The 19206-nt window shown below is 55.0% G+C and carries 18 protein-coding genes and 1 pseudogene; 12 read left to right on the top strand and 7 right to left on the bottom strand.

All coding sequences use genetic code 11. The features are described from left to right. Both CUC53_RS09805 and CUC53_RS19235 read left to right on the top strand, forming a co-directional pair. A partial coding sequence (locus tag CUC53_RS09805; RefSeq protein ID WP_100293995.1) for a transposase occupies positions 1-842 on the top strand: 842 nt, incomplete at its 5' end. A 621-nt stretch (positions 843-1463) separates the two neighbouring features. After that, positions 1464-1587, top strand: a pseudogene (locus CUC53_RS19235) (adenylyl-sulfate kinase); the annotation flags it as partial. Between the two features lie 214 nt (positions 1588-1801). Here the strand turns inward: CUC53_RS19235 and CUC53_RS09795 are convergent. After that, positions 1802-2254 (bottom strand): DUF192 domain-containing protein, encoded by a 453-nt coding sequence (locus CUC53_RS09795; RefSeq protein WP_201796743.1) that lies wholly within the window; start codon positions 2252-2254, stop codon positions 1802-1804. Between the two features lie 833 nt (positions 2255-3087). Between CUC53_RS09795 and CUC53_RS19505 the strand changes: the two genes are divergently transcribed. From CUC53_RS19505 to CUC53_RS09780, 3 genes are all read left to right on the top strand, one after another. Then, a complete protein-coding gene (locus CUC53_RS19505; RefSeq protein ID WP_338027657.1) occupies positions 3088-3258 on the top strand; it encodes a putative quinol monooxygenase in 171 nt (56 codons plus the stop codon). 133 nt (positions 3259-3391) lie between these two features. Beyond that, positions 3392-3820, top strand: coding sequence for an N-acetyltransferase (locus tag CUC53_RS09785; protein ID WP_100293991.1), 429 nt, complete (start codon positions 3392-3394; stop codon positions 3818-3820). Between the two features lie 42 nt (positions 3821-3862). Further along, positions 3863-4024, top strand: a complete 162-nt coding sequence (locus tag CUC53_RS09780) for a DUF3297 family protein (protein ID WP_157798240.1) — start codon at positions 3863-3865, stop codon at positions 4022-4024. Positions 4025-4161: 137 nt separating this feature from the next. On the opposite strand, the gene CUC53_RS09775 is transcribed toward CUC53_RS09780, so the two are convergent. After that, positions 4162-4644, bottom strand: a complete 483-nt coding sequence (locus CUC53_RS09775; protein ID WP_100293990.1) for a hypothetical protein — start codon at positions 4642-4644, stop codon at positions 4162-4164. Next, positions 4641-4982 carry a DUF805 domain-containing protein gene (locus CUC53_RS09770; RefSeq protein WP_100293989.1) on the bottom strand — a complete coding sequence of 114 codons (342 nt, stop codon included), beginning with the start codon at positions 4980-4982 and terminating at the stop codon, positions 4641-4643. Before CUC53_RS09770 ends, CUC53_RS09775 begins: the two co-directional genes overlap by 4 nt. 187 nt (positions 4983-5169) lie before the next feature. Between CUC53_RS09770 and CUC53_RS09765 the strand changes: the two genes are divergently transcribed. Further along, positions 5170-6219 carry a helix-turn-helix domain-containing protein gene (locus tag CUC53_RS09765; RefSeq protein ID WP_100293988.1) on the top strand — a complete coding sequence of 350 codons (1050 nt, stop codon included), beginning with the start codon at positions 5170-5172 and terminating at the stop codon, positions 6217-6219. Positions 6220-6348: 129 nt separating this feature from the next. Here CUC53_RS09765 and CUC53_RS09760 read toward each other — a convergent pair whose 3' ends face one another. After that, entirely contained in the window at positions 6349-7626 is a 1278-nt protein-coding gene (locus tag CUC53_RS09760) for an NAD(P)/FAD-dependent oxidoreductase (RefSeq protein WP_100293987.1), read from the bottom strand. A 108-nt stretch (positions 7627-7734) separates the two neighbouring features. Then, a complete protein-coding gene (puuR, locus tag CUC53_RS09755; RefSeq protein WP_236757900.1) occupies positions 7735-8268 on the bottom strand; it encodes an HTH-type transcriptional regulator PuuR in 534 nt (177 codons plus the stop codon). Positions 8269-8743: 475 nt separating this feature from the next. Between puuR and CUC53_RS09750 the strand changes: the two genes are divergently transcribed. From CUC53_RS09750 to CUC53_RS09735, 4 genes are all read left to right on the top strand, one after another. After that, complete coding sequence (locus CUC53_RS09750; RefSeq protein WP_100293985.1) at positions 8744-10219, top strand: NAD-dependent succinate-semialdehyde dehydrogenase; 1476 nt, start codon at positions 8744-8746, stop codon at positions 10217-10219. A gap of 188 nt (positions 10220-10407) precedes the next feature. Continuing rightward, complete coding sequence (gabT, locus tag CUC53_RS09745) at positions 10408-11685, top strand: 4-aminobutyrate--2-oxoglutarate transaminase (protein ID WP_420808057.1); 1278 nt, start codon at positions 10408-10410, stop codon at positions 11683-11685. Positions 11686-12052: 367 nt separating this feature from the next. Then, complete coding sequence (locus CUC53_RS09740) at positions 12053-13402, top strand: APC family permease (protein ID WP_100293993.1); 1350 nt, start codon at positions 12053-12055, stop codon at positions 13400-13402. A 741-nt stretch (positions 13403-14143) separates the two neighbouring features. Then, entirely contained in the window at positions 14144-15493 is a 1350-nt protein-coding gene (locus CUC53_RS09735; RefSeq protein WP_100293983.1) for an APC family permease, read from the top strand. A gap of 110 nt (positions 15494-15603) precedes the next feature. Here the strand turns inward: CUC53_RS09735 and CUC53_RS09730 are convergent, their stop codons facing one another. Continuing rightward, a complete protein-coding gene (locus CUC53_RS09730) occupies positions 15604-15984 on the bottom strand; it encodes a hypothetical protein (protein ID WP_236757899.1) in 381 nt (126 codons plus the stop codon). 246 nt (positions 15985-16230) lie between these two features. Between CUC53_RS09730 and CUC53_RS09725 the strand changes: the two genes are divergently transcribed. Continuing rightward, positions 16231-17379, top strand: a complete 1149-nt coding sequence (locus CUC53_RS09725) for a Na/Pi symporter (RefSeq protein ID WP_100293982.1) — start codon at positions 16231-16233, stop codon at positions 17377-17379. A 146-nt stretch (positions 17380-17525) separates the two neighbouring features. Then, positions 17526-17996 carry a BamJ family beta-barrel-assembly machinery protein gene (locus tag CUC53_RS09720; RefSeq protein ID WP_100293981.1) on the top strand — a complete coding sequence of 157 codons (471 nt, stop codon included), beginning with the start codon at positions 17526-17528 and terminating at the stop codon, positions 17994-17996. A gap of 73 nt (positions 17997-18069) precedes the next feature. Here the strand turns inward: CUC53_RS09720 and CUC53_RS09715 are convergent. Beyond that, positions 18070-19206: gamma-glutamyltransferase family protein (locus CUC53_RS09715; protein ID WP_201796742.1), on the bottom strand; the 1137-nt coding region annotated here is incomplete at its 5' end.

The following is a 19206-nucleotide window of genomic DNA, read 5'->3' as shown; positions in this document are numbered from 1 at the left end:
CTTGTCAAAATTACGAGCATCGGCGCCAATGGATGGTCGATAAGCTTGGTCAGCTGTCACGCCTGTTTGCCATCAGCGTTTGCGCCTATGCGGTGATGAGCAATCACTATCACCTCGTCCTCAAGGTAGAGCCCGAGACCGCTGCAAGCTGGACCGAGCGGGAAGTGGCTGAGCGCTGGGCGGCCCTGTTTCAATGGCCACTGCTGGTCAGACGTTGGTATCAAGGCGAATGCCTGCTTGAGCCGGAGCTGGTCGTAGTGCAGCAACTTATCCACCTATGGCGCGAGCGGCTGCACTCCATTAGCTGGTTGGTGCGCTTGCTCAATGAGACGCTTGCCCGTCAAGCCAACAAGGAGGATGGCTGCAAAGGCCATTTCTGGGAGGGGCGCTTCAAGAGTCAGGCGCTGCTCAGCGACTCAGCCCTGCTGGCCTGCATGGCATATGTGGATCTCAACCCAATACGGGCGGCGCTAACCGATCGGCCCGAGCAGAGTGATTACACCAGTATCAAGCAGCGACTGGATAACGGGCCCACCGATCCATTGCCACCGCTGCTGCTGCCATTTGCCCGTCAAGGCAAGCCCGATGGCCTACCTTATCTTTTTGCTGACTATCTCAAGCTGGTCGATTGGACGGGGCGTGCTATTCGGGCTAACAAACGGGGACATATTCCCGCTCACCTAGCGCCCATTCTGGTAAGGCTGGGCCTCGATGGTGGCCGCTGGCTACAACAGGTGACCCTGTTTCGACGACCGGGGATCAGGGTGGTGGGAGACCAAGCACATCGCCAACAATTCGCCCGTCACTGTGGCCAACAACGATGCCATCAGCCTTCTTGTTAATCCACTAGCCGCTACCCTCCCCCTTCTTCTGGCATCATTCCCGATGTCAGGCATCACTGCGCCTACACGAACCGATTAATTAGGGAAACGCAGCGAATTTACCAAAGCTCGGCGGATTTTTTTGAATGCGTATTTGTGATAGCGGGTCCCATCACTCAGCGCTGGGTAATGGAAAAAGGTGGGTGTCCTGAAAATCGCTCTGAAAATCGCTCTGAAAATCGCTCGTAGTGGGCAACGCTCGCTTATCCATCCCATCAGGCAAGGCTACCGCCCCTGAATTCCAGCCTCCAGTCTGCTGCTTTTTATCCGCGTTTTAGCACTGGTTTGGCGCATAGCTGACTCCTGCGAGAGGTTGCCAAGCGGATATGTTACCGAACGGGGCTTGGTTGAAAAGCTCAAGTGGGAAGTTTTATGAGCAAGATCAATAAATTAATGCCAGTGTGAAAAATCATAAGAACGGAAACATCTAGTACGCTCACCTTGTTAGGGAAGACGCGGTATATCCTGCCCATCAAAAGGTGGGTGTCCCGGTTCTCCCCTGCCCATCAAAAGGTGGGTGTCCCGGTTCTCCCCAAAGGTGGGTGTCCCGGTTCTCCCCCCCTCCCGGTTCTCCCCCCCGCCGGTATAGACTCCGCCTATGAGGCACCGGAGCAGCCGGAAATCCATCTGCTGAACGCCGGTAAACTGGTGGATGCGCTGGTGGCTGACTGCGCTAAGGTGGCGGGGGTTAATCGACGAAGGTTAAATTGCTTAAAGACACCGAGGATTAATATCAGAGGGGGCGTTGCCCCCTTGTTTATTGCTGGCTGAAGCTAGAGATCGATACAAAAGAGAACCTCGGAGGATATTTTAATTCACGTATATTCTTAAGGTCCCCTATCCACGTGTTAATGCTTATGTTGAAAACACGAGCGCTATCACCATCTGCCATGTTCTGTTCACGTCAAACCAATTTGCTATCAAAATCCATCGCAAAGTAATCCAGTCTCTATACGCATGCCAGGTGAAATTTTATGTTGTTCAAACCAGCCTTTATTCATCTCCAAAGCAAATCGTGCATTGCCTAATGCACAATGTTGCTCGTCAGTTTGCGGTAACATGTCCTCAATATTTAGAATATTTCCACACTCATCAGCAAAAGCGACAGATAATGGAATTAACGTATTTTTCATCCACATACAATATGGTCGGTTATCGTCAAAAATAAACAGCATACCATCCTGAGCACCTAATTTTTTTCTGTTCATCAACCCCACTTGGCGATCTTTATCTGTATTAGCCACTTCGACCGTCAGCTCTTGTTGACCAATCTTTATTTTATTTTCAGGCATTTTGCTCTGCCCATCGGATGAATAGACACAAAGGGTTGCTAATAGCATCATGCTCAACACAGAATATTTAGATAAATTCATATACTTTCCTTATAAAGACATCAAAATCCAGCATTATACTTATTGAGTAACCATGTAAGCGCAATATAAAACAAATAATTGCTCTTATAAAACAGCTTAAAATCAGCAGCTAATTATTAGCTAGCTAAATAGCTGTTCCGAATAGTAGATCACTGTACTCGTACTGCTTCTACAGGTGACATAGAGCACACATCGTCGCTGAGCCTTGTCACTTCAGGCGTTGCCGTCAGATTGCACAAATTCCTTACGCCACAAGGCTTCCGGCAAGATGTAGCACTATTAGGATCAGTTATTTAGGTGGCGAAATATACCATATGTTTGGCAAAGATAACCTAATAGCTTGATTGCAGATAATAAGTGCCATGCCTATGGTGCATAGGAGAGAAGAGGCCAACCACTGCTTGTGGTACGCTTCGTCTCGCCAAAGAAACAAAGCGATACACCATGAAATACGAGGGGGTTCAATATTCTCTCTCCACAAGAGCTCCCTGTGGGTATTATCACTGGTGCGCTCGAAGACACCTTCGTGCTATACCTCGTCTGGAAAAAATAGTCTGGATAGCCATCTTTTTGTACGGTATGACCCACATGGTATCCTCCTGCTTCACTACACCGCTGCTGACTCAGTGGCTAGCCCTGCCAGCTTAAGCATCCAGACCCATGGCGCAGGCACTATTGCTCCCACACCGCACATACCCTCCAGCACTTTGCAAGGAAACAAGATGGGAAACAGGGTGTTACAAGGATTTATTATTGTGCTGCCCTCCGAGTTGACGATGGTCAAAGTAGAGCTCGTCACCCATATCGGTTTAACCCGCGCCTAATCGGGCTGCCTGACCTTTGCGGTAACGCAACACCCACTCAATCCCTGCCGATTCGATGTTTATGAAGTGTTTGTTGATCAGGCAGCGTTTCAAGCACATCAGGCTAGGGTCAAATCCTCCCGCTGGGGGGCAATGACCGGCAATGTCGAGCGCTACTATACCGTGACAGGGCTTGCATAAATCACAGCCTTGCCGTTTTGGCCAAGACCATAGATAGATACCAGCCATGGGCTGTCGCTCATCTCTTTTCCGCGAATGCCCGATTACGCTGCGCTAATCGAGCCTACGTTCCACTCTTGTAATTGAGGCCATTATGATCCGCCCATTATCAGCCACCGATCTGGATGCCGCTGTTGCGCTCTGGTATCAGACATCGCTGCAAGCTCACGACTTTATTCCCGCCGCCTTTTGGCACGAGCAACAGGCAGCGATGCGCGATATTTACTTGCCCGCCAGCAAGAGCTGGGTCTATGAAGAGGATGGCCAGCTGCTGGGCTTTATCTCTTGGTATCAGGGTACTGTCGCAGCACTGTTTATCTCCCCGGACCAGCAGTCACACGGGCTGGGTCGTCAATTGCTCAATCACCTCAAGACACAATATGACCGGCTCGATTTGACGGTTTACGCCGAGAATGAGCAGGCGCGGCGCTTCTATTGCCGCAACGGTTTTAAAGAGGGTAAGCAGCAATTGTGCGAGCATAGCGGCCACCCCGAACTGATGATGCATTGGCAGCGGGGATAATCGGGTCGCCAATATTGCTGGCAAGCACGATTTCTCTGTTTTGTGGTCACCTGCTTCGCGCATCCGATCGGTATTCGCCTGCGCACCGCTGTCGCGGAGTCCTGCATCAGCGGAGGTTGGGTGAAGATCTCCTCCCCCAAAGCACTGGATCGCTGCACTCAATCCATCCTGATTAAGCGCAAGAGTATCGATGAAGCCTTATGAGACCAAGCGGCGCTTTGAATTTGATAAACAACGAGGCCACTCTCGCGGTGGCTTCGCTGTTTACCTCGTTAGACCAAAGAAATTACTGATTCAGCACTGATTTCTCCCAAATGAGCAGACGCAGGATAAAAACCTTCTCATTGGCAGTGCAATTCTGGTTTATCTTCCAAAAGCCACGAGACCCAACGCCGTTTGGAATTGAGTACAAACCCCTCACTCTCTTTGATCCCCTCGGTAATGTACCCATCTACTGAACTATTATTTTTCTGTGCAGAAAATCGCCATTCATCACTTCTTACTCGTTCACCGTTGATCAGGGCCGCGCTTAACGTTGGATTCATCACAATAATGGATAACCCGGTGACAGAAGCGATCCCCACACCACTCTTCTCTATCTGCCCCACAACAACAGGCACTTTGATTGAGCAGTGCTGGCCTGCCTGATTAGTCGTTGTATAAACACCTTCCCCCACCCGCCCCTGCAACCACAGCAGTTCACCTTGAGTCAGACGATCCACCTGTAATATACCGATCGCACCTGTTGGCAAAGAGTGGGGATTCATCGTCTCTGCTAAGACCATTGAGCCAACAAACATCAATGGCAAAAGGACATATTTCATGATGCCATCTCCTCTAAATAATCTGATGACATCGCTGCTCTGGATAGCAAATAAACAAGCATAAATGGGCCAGCTACAGGGATAAAAAATACCCAGCCCCACCAGCCAGAGCGACCGCTATCATGCAAGCGACGAATGATGATCGCGATCATGGGGATGATGCTTGCCACTTCATACAGCGCATCAAACCAGCCAGCACCTTTCATCACGATATCAAGCCAAATAAGAGTCAGTGTTATCAGCACATGCAGCAGCATAAACAGCCAAAACGCCTGTCTCGTAGAAGAGCCGCGAAAGTCAAATGCACGTCGCCATGCAAGTAGATAAAAAAAGAACATAGTGGTTACCTTCCATGTAATTGGGGTAACTCATGTTGCAGGCTCATCACAATCAATACGTCCTAAAACCGGTTCAAGGACGTACTACAACTGGTCTTGGTCCATAGAGATCTTCTTGCCGATCAGCAAAAACGCTATGCTGGCACGACATCTTCCGTTGATGACTCTAACCAACTCAGGATCAATGATGCTCGCTATTCCAGTACCGTTTTTTGTCTCATTCTTGCTGGGATTACTGGCGGTAACCCTTCATGTTCGGCTGGCGGAACAAGCCAGAATAGCATCTCTTTTCCTAATGCTTTGTTCTGTGACCGTGGGGCTGGTCGGATTGCGCTGGACATTTGATATTGCGCTCTTCGCTCTGCTCCAACCGATATTTGCCTCGCTCATACCGGTTGCCGCTTGGTATGCCTTTACTCGGGCGATTAGCGAACCCAGAAAATATTTTTATATACATGCGATAGCCCCCATCATCGTCATTATCGGTGTGGCGACTCACTCCATCCTGATGTTGCCACTGGATATTATCCTGACAGCCACTTATCTCTTTTATGGTGTTGCTCTAGTACGTTATGCCGCCCAAATACCTCTGCTACTTTATGTCTCATTCAATAACTGGGAAGGTGTGAAACGGGCGGAACATATCGCTGGCTGGATGTTACTGTTTTCAGCGCTCATTGATGGGGCTATCTCGGTCGATTTTGCGATAACTCAAGGTCACTACTCTCGCTATGTTCTCACCCTTGGTCACCTCATCCTGCTGCCAGTTCTGGCACTGGCAGTTGCGACCGTGGGAGTTAATACCCCGGCAATGGATGGTGACATGAGCGCGACACCACCAGATTTAGCCGAAGAGACAATCAATGAGCCTCTGATGACTGAAATACGTGCCAATGAAATTGTCACCATGCTGGATAGATTGATGCAGGAAAAAGCATCTTATCTTGACCCAGAGTTAACGCTAGCAACCCTTTCCAGAAAACTCTGCATTCCAGCCAAGCAAATTTCGATCGCCATCAATCAGGTACACCATAAAAATATTTCCAAAGTCATCAACGACTATCGTATTGAACATGCCAAGCGCGCCTTGCTGAGCAGCGATGAGAGTATTAGCCAAATCATGATGAGCTCAGGTTTTCAGACCAAATCCAATTTTAATCGCGAATTTTCTCGCATTACTGGGATGACACCCAGTGCCTTTCGCAAACAACAAGACTGCGACATCCCTCCGATTTGAATCTCTGAAGCAATACCCATAACAACAAGGCCATCCTCGCGGTGGCCTTGTTGTTATGGGTATTGCAGCTGATTGCGGCTGTTACCTCGTTGTTGGCATCAGCCTTTGCTGACTCGCTGTGCTGGCTGCTTATACCCCCAAGCGGTCGCGCAGGGTATACCAAGCGGCGCCGGCGGCGGTGAAGGGGATACGGAACAGGCGGCCACCCGGGAAGGGGTAGTGGGGCAGTTTGGCAAAGGCATCGAAGCGCTCTGCTTGGCCACTTAGCACTTCAGAGAGCAGCTTGCCCGCCAAATGGGTACAGGTGACGCCGTGGCCGCTGTAACCCTGCATGTAGTAGATGTTGGGGCCGATGCGGCCAAATTGTGGCAGCCGCGACAGGGTGAGCAGGAAGTTACCGGTCCAGGTGTACTCCACTTTGACGTCAGCCAGCTGGGGGAAGGTTTTGAGCATTTTGGGGATGATCAGCCGCTCAATGTCTGCAGGGTCACGCGCACCGTAGACCACGCCGCCGCCATAGATCAGTCGGTGATCGGCACTGGTGCGGTAGTAATCGAGCAGGTAGTTGCAATCTTCAAGGCAGTAATTTTGCGGCAAGAGTGAGCGGGCCCGCTCCTCCCCCAGCACTTCGGTGGTGATCACCTGAGTGCCGCACGGCATGCTCTTGGCGGCGAGCTCTGGCACCAAGTTACCGAGGTAGGCGTTGCCCGCCACCACCACAAAGCGCGCCTTGACCGCCCCTTTGGCGGTCTTGACCAGTGCCGGCTGACCCGGGGTGATACTAGTCACCGCCGATTGTTCGAAGATCTGCCCCCCCAGTGAGCGAATGGCTTCTGCTTCACCCAGCGCCAAATTAAGGGGGTGGATATGGCCGCCACTTTTATCGAGCAGGGCGCCGACGTAGCGATCACTGGCCACCACCTCGCGCACCCCTTTGGCGTCGAGCAGCTCCAGCTTATCATTACCCCACTTCTGCCAGCGGGCCTGCTGGGCTTTGAGCTCGTGCAACTGCTTCTCGGTCTCGGCGGCAAACACCCCCCCCTCTTGCAGGTCACACTGAATCTGGTAGCGCTTGATCAGATCTCGAATGATCTGGCCCCCTTCAAACAACATGGAACCGAGCAGCCGCGCCTGATCGGGCGGGCAATTCGCTTCAATGGTGTCGATGTCGCGGCTGTAGGAGTTAACGATCTGGCCGCCATTGCGACCACTGGCGCCAAAGCCGACCCGAGCCGCTTCCAGCACCACCACTTTATAGCCCTTCTCCGCCAGATGCAGCGCGCTAGAAAGGCCCGTATAACCCGCGCCGATAACGCAGACATCACACTCTAATTGTTCAGTAAGGGTGGCAAACGGCGCATGCTGGTTGGCACTGGCGGCGTAGTAACTCTTTACATGTTCGGTCATGATCCCTGTTTCCTTAGCTATCTATAGCCCAAATCAAATGTACTGCTGTTGGGTCGCGGCCCCTGGCAGGCAACGCCTGCGCCCCTTGCCCCTGCCGCTGGTCGTGGATCAGAAACTGGCAGGGGTATGGGCACTGACGATTCGACAGGTCTGCTGCGATGGATTACTAAAACGGTGCGGCTCGCCGGTGTCGATCACGTAGCAATCACCGGCCTCTAACGGATAACTTTGCCCAGCAATGGTCAGGATCACTGAGCCTTCCAGCACGGTGCCGACCTCTTCCCCTTGGTGCTTTACATGGCCGCCGGTGTCGGTGCCGGGGGCGTAACTCTCTAGCATGAAACCGAGCTGACGACGCTTGTTGCCGTTGTGAACCAGCTTCATCGATACCCCCTGGCTGCCAAGCTCAATCAGTTGCTCAGCCTTGATCACTACCCCCGTCACGCCCCCCTCTTCCTCGGCGAAAAAACGCGACAACGGCAAGCCGTACACGGTCAGCAGCTTTTGCAGTGAAGCGACCGAGGGGCTCACTTTATCTTGCTCAATCATGCAGATAGCGCCATGAGTGAGGCCACTGAGCTCAGCCGCCCGCCGCTGGGAAAGGCCGAGCTGATGGCGCACGGCGGCCAGTCGCGCCCCCATACTGGATGGCTCGGCCTGCGATGCTTGAGGACGCGGTTCAGCCAGATGATCATGGGTATTACCACTCATATGGCCACTTAATGGCGCTTTTGCCTCGTTCATGGCACACGCCCCCCTATTGCCCGCTGCGGTGGTGGGTACATCGGCGACCTCCCTGTTGCCTCTGGTTAAAATAGCGAACCAAATGAGATTCGTTGTCAACGTCTCGCTAACCGCCAAACGTTCATTATTCTGCACACTCACCACCCTCGCTGTGGCGACCTTACTCACCACATCCCCCTATATCTGCGGGGCGACAGGGCTGCCTCGCTCATTTTTTAGCATGTCACACACTAACAATTCAAATATATTTAACACTTGAAAAACATTTGAGCTCACTTTATGGTCTTCACGTGCTTATTATTTTATACGGCAACCCCCTTGATGGGCTGCCCGGTTATTCGCTCGCTGCTCACTTTTACTCTTGAGGCTTGTTATGCCAGCAACAACATCAGCCACCTTATCACGCGCTAATTTGCTCAGGTCCCACGCTTACCTAGATGGTCAATGGTGCGCTGCCGCCAGTGGCCGCACCTTCGACGTCACCAACCCAGTCAATGCCGCGCTGATCACTCAGGTGCCTGACATGGATGGGGCGGACACCCGCCGCGCGATCACCGCCGCTCATCGCGCCCAGCCCGCTTGGGCCGCGCTCACCGCTAAAGCACGGGGCAATCTGCTCGCCCGTTGGTTTGAGTTGATCACCGCTCACAGCGATGATCTGGCCTACATCATGACCTGTGAGCAGGGCAAGCCACTGGCCGAGGCCAAAGGGGAAGTGGCTTACGGCGCCAGCTTTATTCAGTGGTTTAGTGAAGAGAGCAAACGTGCCTATGGCCGCACGATTCCGGGCTTTAGCGGCGATCGGCGCTTGGCGACCATCAAACAACCAGTCGGGGTGGTGGCGGCCATTACCCCGTGGAACTTCCCCATTGCCATGATCACCCGTAAAGCGGGCCCAGCACTGGCGGCCGGCTGCACCATCGTGATCAAGCCTGCCGCCGAGACCCCGCTGTGTGCGCTGGCACTGGCCGTGCTGGCAGAAGAGGCGGGCATTCCAGCAGGGGTGATCAATGTGGTGCCCTCGCGCCAAGCTGCTGCTGTGGGCGATGAGCTGTGCAGCAACTCCATGGTGCGCAAACTCTCCTTCACCGGCTCCACCCGCATTGGTAAGCAGTTGATGCGCCAGTGCGCCGATACCATGAAGCGGATTTCGCTGGAGCTCGGTGGTAATGCTCCCTTTATCGTCTTTGACGACGCTGATCTCGACGCGGCCGTGGTCGGGGCGCTCGCCTCCAAATACCGCAATGCAGGCCAGACTTGCGTTTGCGCTAACCGGATCTTGGTACAAGCCAGCGTCTACGACTCGTTTGTAGAAAAACTGACCGCTGCCGTGGCCGCACTTAAGGTCGGTGATGGACTCAACGACGGGGTGCAGATTGGCCCGCTGATTAATCCCGCCGCCATTCATAAAGTGGCACAGCTGGTCGAGCAGGCCCAAGCAGCAGGCGCTAAGGTGCTGCTCGGGGGAGCAGCTCACCCAGCAGGGCCACTGTTTTATCAGCCCACCCTCTTGGCTGAGGTCGCCGCTGACAACCCGATTTTGCAACAAGAGATCTTTGGCCCTGTGGCGCCAGTGGTGCGCTTTACCACCGAGGCCGAGGCCATCGCCTTGGCCAACGACACCCCTTATGGCCTGGCCGCCTACTTCTATGGCCGTGACATCGCGCGGGTGTGGCGGGTCGCGGAGCAGCTCGAATACGGCATGGTGGGGATCAACGAGGGGATCATCTCGACTGAATTAGCCCCCTTTGGTGGCATTAAAGAGTCGGGGCTGGGCCGTGAAGGAGCCGCCGAAGGCTTGGAAGAGTACCTAGAGACCAAGTACCTCTGCTTCGGTTCGATTCGCTAAAAAATGAATATTTAATCTTTTTATTTTACTTTTTATTCACCATTGCGGTAGCGTCATTCCTTCCCGTACAGGGAATAACCAAGCTAATGACGACCGCGATAGACAAGGGTCATGGCCAACGATCGGGTCGATCGCACGACCGACCAACATACATGTGAGGGGACAGACCCCTGATGGGAGAGATAAAGATGAGTAATCAATCGTGGCAGGCCCGCCGTGAAGCGGCCGTGGTCAACGGGGTGGGCACCCTGCTGCCGGTGTTTATCGACAAAGCCAGCAATGCCGAGCTGTGGGATCTGGAAGGGAACCGCTATATCGACTTCGCCTCGGGGATCGCGGTGCTCAACGTCGGCCATAACCACCCCAAAGTGGTGGCCGCCGTGCAGGCGCAGCTCGTCAAATTCAGCCATACCTGCTTTCAAGTCACCCCCTACCCTGGCTATGTGGAGCTGGCGGAGAAACTCAACGCCCTGGTGCCGGGCCCCACGCCCAAACGCACCCTGTTTCTCTCTACCGGTGCCGAAGCGGTGGAAAACGCCATCAAGATTGCCCGTGCTCACACCGGCCGTAGCGGCACCATCGCCTTCAAAGGTGGCTTTCATGGCCGCACCATGATGGGGATGGCGCTCACCGGCAAGGTCGTGCCCTACAAAACCGGCTTTGGCCCCTTCCCAGGCGAGGTCTATCACCTGCCCTTCCCTGCCGACTATCTGGGTGTGACCGAGGAGGATGCCCTGCACGCCCTCGATCTCTGCTTTAGCGCCGATATTGAGCCCAGCCGAGTGGCTGCCATCATCATCGAACCGGTGCAGGGGGAAGGGGGATTTTATCCCGCCTCGCCACGTTTTATGCAAAGCCTGCGCAAGGTCTGCGATCAGCATGGCATCGTGTTGATTTGTGATGAGATCCAGAGCGGTTTTTGCCGAACCGGCAAAACCTTTGCCAGTGAATATCTGGGGATCGAGCCTGACATCATGACCTTGGCCAAGAGTCTGGCCGGTGGTTTCCCGCTCTCTGCGGTGGTCGGCAAAGCTGACATCATGAATGCGGCCAAACCGGGTGGACTGGGTGGCACCTATGCAGGCTCACCGATTGCCTGCGCCGCCGCGTTGGCGGTGCTTGAGGTGATCGAAGAGGAGCAGCTTAACCAACAAGCGCTGGCTCAGGGCGAGCAAATTAAAGCGGGGTTGCAGCGCATCGCTGAGCACCATGACTGCATAGGTCAAATTCGCGGTCTGGGTGCCATGGTGGCGATGGAATTGGTGAAAGCACGGGATGCCGACCAGCCTGATCCTGACCTGACCAAACGCCTAGTGGCCGAGGCGGGGAAACGTGGCTTGATCCTGCTCTCATGCGGGGTGAGAGCCAATGTAATCCGCTTTCTCGCCCCCCTGACGGCCCCTACCAGCGTGATTGATGAGGGGCTCACTATCCTAGAAAAATCACTGGAAGCCGCGCTGGCCTGACCAGCAAGAGAGTGACCGCTCACCTGTGCAAAAAAATGCAATTTGGCCCTTGTTATTGCTTGTCAAGGGTCACTTGCAATTGCACAATGCGCGGCCACTAAAAGGGCCGCTCTCATCAAGGGGATCGGCCCCCTCTAACACAGTGCACACACCCATAAACGAGGCCGGATAACCCCCGGAAAAGATAGCGAGATTGGCAGCAATCTCCAGACACTTACGTCTTAATGAGGAACAACATGGGGCATGTCTATGCTTTCCCGCCGGCGCTCGCCGGTGTGCGCCACTCTGGCGCCTTTGATCTCCGGGCCACTCTCCCGGTTTCGTTGATGGACTGTGCCAGCCCGGCACTGCGTGAGGTGTGGCCATGATCGCAAGCCAACCGGTCGGTCTGAAAAAGACCCTGAAGCTGTGGCAAGTCGTGGTGATGGGCTTAGCCTACCTCACCCCGATGGCGGTCTTTGATACCTTCGGTATCGTCACTGAGATCACCGAAGGCCATGTGCCCACCGCCTACCTGTTTGCCCTGATCGGCATGTTGTTCACCGCGCTGAGCTACGGCCATCTGGTGCGCAAATTCCCCTCTGCTGGCTCTGCCTACACCTATGCCCAGAAGGTGTTTCATCCTTATGTCGGTTTTATGGTGGGCTGGACCTCCCTGCTCGACTACATGTTCATGCCGATGATCAACATGTTGCTGGCCAAGATCTACTTGGAAGCGCTGTTTCCGAGCGTCGAGCCCTGGACCTATATTCTCGGTTTAGCCGCCGTGATGACCGCCCTCAACCTGCGCGGCATCAAGTTGGTAGCCAACTTCAATAGCCTGATCGTGATGATGCAGTTCAGCATCATTGCCGTCTTTATCGCACTGATTGCATGGGGCGTGTATCAAGGGGAAGGGCTGGGCACCGTCGCTAGTAGCCGCCCCTTCTTCTCGGAGCAGATGCACATCAATCCCCTGCTCACGGGCGCCTCGATTTTGTGTCTGTCGTTTCTGGGATTTGACGCCATCAGTACCCTGTCCGAGGAGACCCCAGATGCGGATCGGGTGATCCCCCGCGCGATTGTGCTCACCGCGTTGATCGGCGGAGTGCTGTTTGTCAGCACCTCCTACTTTTTGCAGCTCTACTTCCCCGATATCTCTCGCTTTCAGCAGCCCGATGCAGTGCTACCCGAGATCGCGCTCTATGTCGGTGGCAAGCTGTTCCAAGCCATCGTGCTGGTCTGCACCACCGTTGCGGTGCTGGCTTCGGGGCTGGCCTCCCACGCCGGGGTGGCTCGCTTGCTATACGTAATGGGGCGCGACCATGCCCTGCCTGAGCGCTTCTTCTCCTACGTTCACCCCAAGTGGCAAACGCCGGCCCTGAACGTGCTGTTAGTGGGGGTGATTGCGCTCTCAGCGGTGTCGTTTGACCTAGAGATTGCCCTAGCCTTGATCAACTTTGGGGCCTTAGTGGCGTTTACCTTCGTCAATCTGGCGGTGATTGCTCATTTTTACATCAAGCAAGGCCGCAATACCGGTTGGCGGGATCACCTCTACTTTCTGATCCTGCCGCTGTGTGGGGCAGCCTGCATTGGGGTGCTGTGGCTCAATCTTGAACCCTCCTCCTTCGAATTAGGGTTAATTTGGGCAACACTCGGGGCGATTTATCTGTTCCTGCGGCTAGTAGTGTTCCGTATTCCACTGCGTCCGCAAAAAGAGGTTAATATTGCGCAATAATTGCGCAGTTAATCGAAAGGAGCCTACGGGCTCCTTTTTGTTAGCACAGCAAAACCTCATCTAATTTCAAGCTGTTGGCTACTTCCAGCTGGCATGTTGGCGCGCTTTGCCCCCTACGCAAACACCTATTTATTCAATTTAAAGAATATTAAATCAATTTTATTATTTCAGCTGCCCCCCTATTGAGCTCACCCTGTTGGCACATGACGCAACACCAGCGCAGCACCCGCTGCCAAACATGATCAGGATCAATATTGAGGCATAACAGGCATTGTGGCGCGGTTAAAGGGCAAGAGCTCTCCGCTCCCCGCACGCCATTGCGCCGTTTATTGATAGCCTGATGAGGGCGAGCGAGGGCTTATCTCTAGCGGCGAGCAATCACTTACCTATGCAAAAAAATGACTGAAACAGGCTATTATTACTTGTCACCTGCGAGGGGGAGAGGCAGAATATGCCGCCCATCAAAGGACCGATGTTCACCGTGACATCGGTTTTTTGCTTTGATATGCAACACACATTCACCACCTGAGGCCGGAACCATTCCGGAATTGATATCAGAGATTGCCACACAATCTCCCGACGCTAATTTAAGAGGAACAACATGGGGCGTTTTATTGCTTTCCTACCGGCTCACTCCGGTATGCGCCTCCCCGGCGCCTTTGATCTGCAGGTGGGCGAATCGTTCGTCGTCCTGTACTCGTTGCAAGCAGGTGCTACGGCACTGATTGAGGAGAAAGCGTAATGGCATCTCAAGGCGCCAAGCTGCTCAAAACCCTGACCCTGACTCAAGTGATTGTGATGGGGCTGGCTTACCTGACCCCCATGGCGGTGTTCGATACCTTCGCTATCGTCGGCGAGATCACCGAAGGCCGCGTTGCCACCGCCTATCTGTTGGCCCTCGGCGGCATTTTGCTCACGGCACTCAGCTACGGCCATCTGGTGCGCAAGTACCCCTCGGCCGGCTCGGCTTACACTTACGCCCAGAAAGTATTTAACCCCTACATCGGTTTTATGGTCGGCTGGTCCTCCCTGCTTGACTACATGTTCATGCCGATGATCAACATCCTGTTGGCCAAGATCTACCTCACCGCCATGTTCCCAGGGGTCGAGCCGTGGGTGTTTATCTTTGGCTTGGTCACCGTGATGACCTTCCTTAACCTGCGTGGCATTAATCTGGTCGCCAACTTCAATGGTTTTATCGTCTTTATCCAGCTGGCGATCATCATGGTGTTCATCGCGCTGATGGGATGGGGCCTCTATCAGGGCCAAGGGGCGGCGACCTTGCTCAGCAGTCGGCCGTTCCACTTTGAGGCGGCCAGCATGGTGCCGCTGTTCACCGGTGCCACCATCCTCTGCTTCTCGTTTTTAGGTTTTGATGGGTTGAGCTCGCTCTCTGAAGAGACTCCCAATGCAGGCAAGGTGATACCTAAAGCCATCGTGCTAACGGCGCTGATCGGCGGTGTCATCTTCGTGGTGGTCTCTTACTGCTTGCAGCTCTACTTCCCTGATCTGGCCCGTTTTAAAGAGCCCGATGCGGTACTGCCAGAAATTGCCCTCTATGTGGGCGGCACCCTGTTCCAGAGCGTGGTGCTGGTCTGCACCACCATCGCGGTGTTGGCTTCTGGGATGGCGGCTCACGCCGGTGTGTCGCGCATCCTCTATGTGATGGGGCGTGATCAGATGATCCCAGAGCGGGTGTTTGGCTATATCCATCCCAAGTGGCACACCCCCGCCATCAACGTACTCTTGGTGGGGGCGCTGGCCCTGTCGGCGGTCTCGTTTGATCTGGACATGGCGCTGGCGCTGGTTAACTTTGGCGCGCTGGTCGCCTTCACCTTCGTCAACCTGTCGGTGATCGGCCAGTTCTGGATCCGAGATAAGCGCAACCAGTGCCTCAAAGATCATCTGCTCTATCTGCTGCTGCCGCTGCTGGGCGCCGCCACCATCGGGGTGCTGTGGATCAATCTGGAGCAGAGCTCGCTGGAACTTGGCCTGATCTGGGCGGGCCTCGGGATCACTTACCTGTTCCTGCGCCTTGCGGTGTTTCGTATTCCGTTTCGCCAGTACGACGAAACCGCCGATTCCCAATAAGCGCGGTCACCACCATCACCCACAACAAGGGGAGCCATAGCTCCCCTTGTTGTCTATTGGCTGGGTGGCGGCTGCCAGCCACCTTGCCATCGGCTTGACGAGCCCATGGGTTAGTTGATGATCGCGTTAGCCGCAGCCTTGGCAGGGTCCTTGATCACCCCGTTAAGCTCTTGGCGCGCCTGCGCCGCCTGCTTGCCCGCTTGGTTGATCTTATGTTGGGTTGCCTTGAGATCATCGCGCTTCTCGTTTAGACCCGATTTTTTGTCGTCTAGCACAGAAGAGGTGCTCTTCTTTACCTCGGCGCTCACCTTCTCTTTTTGCTGGCGCACCAGCTTGTCCGCATCACATCCCCCCTTCACCCCCAACGTCGCGTTGAGCGCTTCGTTCTTCACCGCCTTGTCGAGGGTGCATTCGGACTTAAACACACTCGCCTGTGCACCGACAGACAACAGCCCTAAAGAAAGGAAGAGTAACCCAGCTCGCATCATCATATTGACTCCAAGGTTCAAAAAATACACGGCCGGAGCATAGCGCGCCTGCGCGCAATAACAAGGTCCACCCCGCCTTGCGCTGGTAAGCGGCCACCTAATAGACGATCTCTTGGTCAGCTCTTGTCCCGCTCACCACGTCATAAAACCATCATAAAAATGTCACTTTGTAATATTGCTGTCATTTAGCATTGCTTAAATGCGCGGGTCATCAACAACCCAAGACGGTCACGCCGTCCAAGAGGCTTTATGCAACACCATCACTCCTTGTCACAGCCGCCCGCGACCCGCGCCCTGTTCAACTGGATGAGTGTCATCGCACTGGTCTACCTGATCTTGGTCGCCGTTGGCGCCGTTTCTCATGGCTTTAAGGGCCTCTCCGGCGGCGCTGAAGGCGCAGCCCAGATTTTTGCCTTCGCCAACAACCCGTTTGTCGCCCTGCTGCTGGGTATTCTGGCCACCGCCTTAGTACAATCGTCCAGCACCGTCACCTCGGTGATTGTCGGTTTAGTGGCGGGAGGCCTGCCGATCAGCATGGCCATCCCAATGGTAATGGGGGCCAACCTTGGCACCACCATCACCAACACTATTGTCTCGCTCGGTCACGTACGGGATCGCAACGAGTTTCGTCGCGCCTTCGCGGCCGCCACCGTCCATGACTTTTTTAATCTGCTGGCGGTGCTGATCTTCCTACCGCTGGAGCTGATGTTTGGTCTGCTGCAAAAGAGCGCGCAGGCCTTAGCGGCGTGCTTGACCGACAGCAGTGACCTGTCGATGAAGGGGATGGATTTCATGAAGCCCCTGACCGCGCCAGCACAGCAGCTGATCGACAGTGCCGTCGCCTTTTTGCCGAGCAAAGGAGCGGCTATCGCCACCATCGTGATCGGCATTTTACTGATCCTCGGCTGTGTCACCTATTTGGGCAAAGTGCTGCAGAGGGTGCTGGTCGGGCGGGCCAAAGAGGTGCTGCACAAGGCGCTGGGCCGTGGCCCCTTAAGCGGGATCGCCTCCGGTGCGCTGGTGACTGTTATGGTGCAATCCTCCTCCACCACCACCAGCCTAATGATCCCGCTGGCCGGTGGCGGGGTGTTTAGCACGCGCCAGCTCTATCCCTTTACCTTGGGCGCCAATATCGGCACCACCATTACCGCCCTCTTGGCCGCCACCGCCATCAGTGGCGAAGGGGCGGAGCTAGCGCTGACCATCGCCTTGGTCCATGTGCTGTTCAATCTGTTTGCCGTGCTCTTTATCTACCCCATTCCCCTGCTGCGCGACCTACCAGTGCGCGCCGCCGAGGGGTTGGCTAACGTCGGCAGCAATAACAAACTGCTAGCGCTGGGGTATGTCATCGGTCTGTTTTTTGCCCTCCCCACGCTGATGATGGTGGCGGCGAAATAACGTCCTCTGGTCAAGGCGTACGCCAGTCGTGGCGCCTTGGCCATCTCGCTAACTTGCCAGTGACCTCACATCCCGCGCCGCCATGGCTCGCCCTCATTGAGCCCCTGCGTTAAGATGGCGGCTTCATTGCATTTGAAGGAAACCCGATGAAATTTATCTTGATCGCACTGCTGATCGCAGGCGCCGTCTATTACCTCTATGCCGGTAGCAACAATAAACAACTGGCGGTAGAGAATGAGCGTAAAGGGGCTGAGTTTTTGACCAGCAACCAGACCAAGCCGCTCATCACCACCACCGCATCCGGCTTGCAATACGAAGTGCTGACCCCCGGCAGTGGCACAGTGCACCCCACCGCCACCAGCAAGGTGACCGTGCACTACGAAGGTAAGCTGTTGGATGGCACCGTGTTTGATAGCTCTGTCGCCCGTGGCGAGCCCATCGAATTTGGTCTCAATCAAGTAATAAAAGGCTGGACCGAAGGGGTGCAGTTAATGGTGCAAGGGGAGAAAACCCGCTTCTACATCCCAGCCGCGCTGGCATATGGCGATCGCGCAGCGGGCAAAATCCCGCCGGGCTCCGTACTGATTTTTGATATCGAGCTGCTCGGTATTCAATAACTCGCCTCATCCCAACCACAAGGCCAGCATCACGCTGGCCTTGTGGTTATTGGGCATTGGCTATCTACGCCCCTTACTCGCCTTTGGCAATCCCCTCGCGGCGTGGATCGGCGGCACCAAACCAGCCAGCGCTATTGCGCTCCACCCCCTGTAGGCCAGAGGTCAGCTCAATCAGCACCGGCTCATGGCCGCGCGCTTTGAGGCCATCCACCACGCTTGGCGGGGTTCGATCCCGCTCCAACTCGGTCGGGCCATTGCGGCTGCCAAAGTTGGGCAGGTTGATCGCCTGTTGCAGGTTGAGCCCCCAATCTTGGGTGCCGAGCAGCGCTTTGCCCACGTAGTTGATGATGGCCGACCCACCGGGGGAGCCCAAGGTCATCGTCAAGTCACCGCTCTGCTTATCAAACACCAGCAACGGTGACATGGAAGAGCGTGGCCGCTTACCGGGCTCCACTCGGTTAGCCACCGGTAAGCCACTGGCATCTTGCGAGGTGAATGAGAAATCGGTGAGCTGGTTATTGAGCAAATAGCCGTTCACCATCTGGCGGGAGCCAAACCCATCTTCGATCGAGCTGGTCATAGAGACCGCCATGCCACGGGGATCGACAATGGAGATGTGACTGGTGGAGGGCAGCTCTGGCGTCGCATCTTGGCCACGGGCCAGCGCCAGCGGCGGTAATCCGGCCTTGGCCGTACCCATCGTCCGCTCACCAATCAGTTTGCCACGCTCGGCCAAATAGCCCTTGTCGAGCAAACCTGCGACCGGCACCGGCACAAAGTCACTGTCAGCCACATAGAGGTTACGATCGGCAAAGGCCAGCCGCGCCGCTTCGCTATAGAGGTGGATCGCCTCGGCAGAGGCCGCCAAAGTGCCCGTTGGGGTGATCACCGGTGCCAGCGCAGCCATATTGCGGCCCTCTAACATGCCGAAGATCTGGCCCAAGGCGATGGTGCCAGAAGAGGGGGTGGGGAAACCACACACCTTGCTTTGGCGATAATCAAAGCAGAGCCCATCACGCAGCTTGGCTTGATAACTGGCCAAATCAGCGGCGGCCAACACCCCAGGGTTGCTCGGATGCTGGCGCACCTTAGCGACCATGGCCTGTGCCAGCGGCCCCTGATAGAAGGCATCGACTCCCTGACTGGCCACCGTTCTGAGCACCCCAGCGAGCGCCGGATTGGTCAGCCGCGTACCTGCGACTTTGGCGCT

Origin of the sequence: Aeromonas cavernicola, assembly GCF_002795305.1 — a bacterium.
Classification (GTDB): domain Bacteria; phylum Pseudomonadota; class Gammaproteobacteria; order Enterobacterales; family Aeromonadaceae; genus Aeromonas; species Aeromonas cavernicola.
This window is presented reverse-complemented; position numbering and strand designations above follow the sequence as displayed.

Excerpts from the sequence above, each read along its gene's own strand:
- CUC53_RS09795 (WP_201796743.1), bottom strand. The coding sequence starts at position 2,254 with ATGAATTTATCTAAATATTCTGTGTTGAGCATGATGCTATTAGCAACC.
- CUC53_RS09785 (WP_100293991.1), top strand. The coding sequence starts at position 3,392 with ATGATCCGCCCATTATCAGCCACCGATCTGGATGCCGCTGTTGCGCTC.
- CUC53_RS09775 (WP_100293990.1), bottom strand. The coding sequence starts at position 4,644 with ATGAAATATGTCCTTTTGCCATTGATGTTTGTTGGCTCAATGGTCTTA.
- CUC53_RS09770 (WP_100293989.1), bottom strand. The coding sequence starts at position 4,982 with ATGTTCTTTTTTTATCTACTTGCATGGCGACGTGCATTTGACTTTCGC.
- CUC53_RS09765 (WP_100293988.1), top strand. The coding sequence starts at position 5,170 with ATGCTCGCTATTCCAGTACCGTTTTTTGTCTCATTCTTGCTGGGATTA.
- CUC53_RS09760 (WP_100293987.1), bottom strand. The coding sequence starts at position 7,626 with ATGACCGAACATGTAAAGAGTTACTACGCCGCCAGTGCCAACCAGCAT.
- puuR (WP_236757900.1), bottom strand. The coding sequence starts at position 8,268 with ATGGGGGCGCGACTGGCCGCCGTGCGCCATCAGCTCGGCCTTTCCCAG.
- CUC53_RS09750 (WP_100293985.1), top strand. The coding sequence starts at position 8,744 with ATGCCAGCAACAACATCAGCCACCTTATCACGCGCTAATTTGCTCAGG.
- gabT (WP_420808057.1), top strand. The coding sequence starts at position 10,408 with ATGAGTAATCAATCGTGGCAGGCCCGCCGTGAAGCGGCCGTGGTCAAC.
- CUC53_RS09735 (WP_100293983.1), top strand. The coding sequence starts at position 14,144 with ATGGCATCTCAAGGCGCCAAGCTGCTCAAAACCCTGACCCTGACTCAA.
- CUC53_RS09730 (WP_236757899.1), bottom strand. The coding sequence starts at position 15,984 with ATGATGATGCGAGCTGGGTTACTCTTCCTTTCTTTAGGGCTGTTGTCT.
- CUC53_RS09725 (WP_100293982.1), top strand. The coding sequence starts at position 16,231 with ATGCAACACCATCACTCCTTGTCACAGCCGCCCGCGACCCGCGCCCTG.
- CUC53_RS09720 (WP_100293981.1), top strand. The coding sequence starts at position 17,526 with ATGAAATTTATCTTGATCGCACTGCTGATCGCAGGCGCCGTCTATTAC.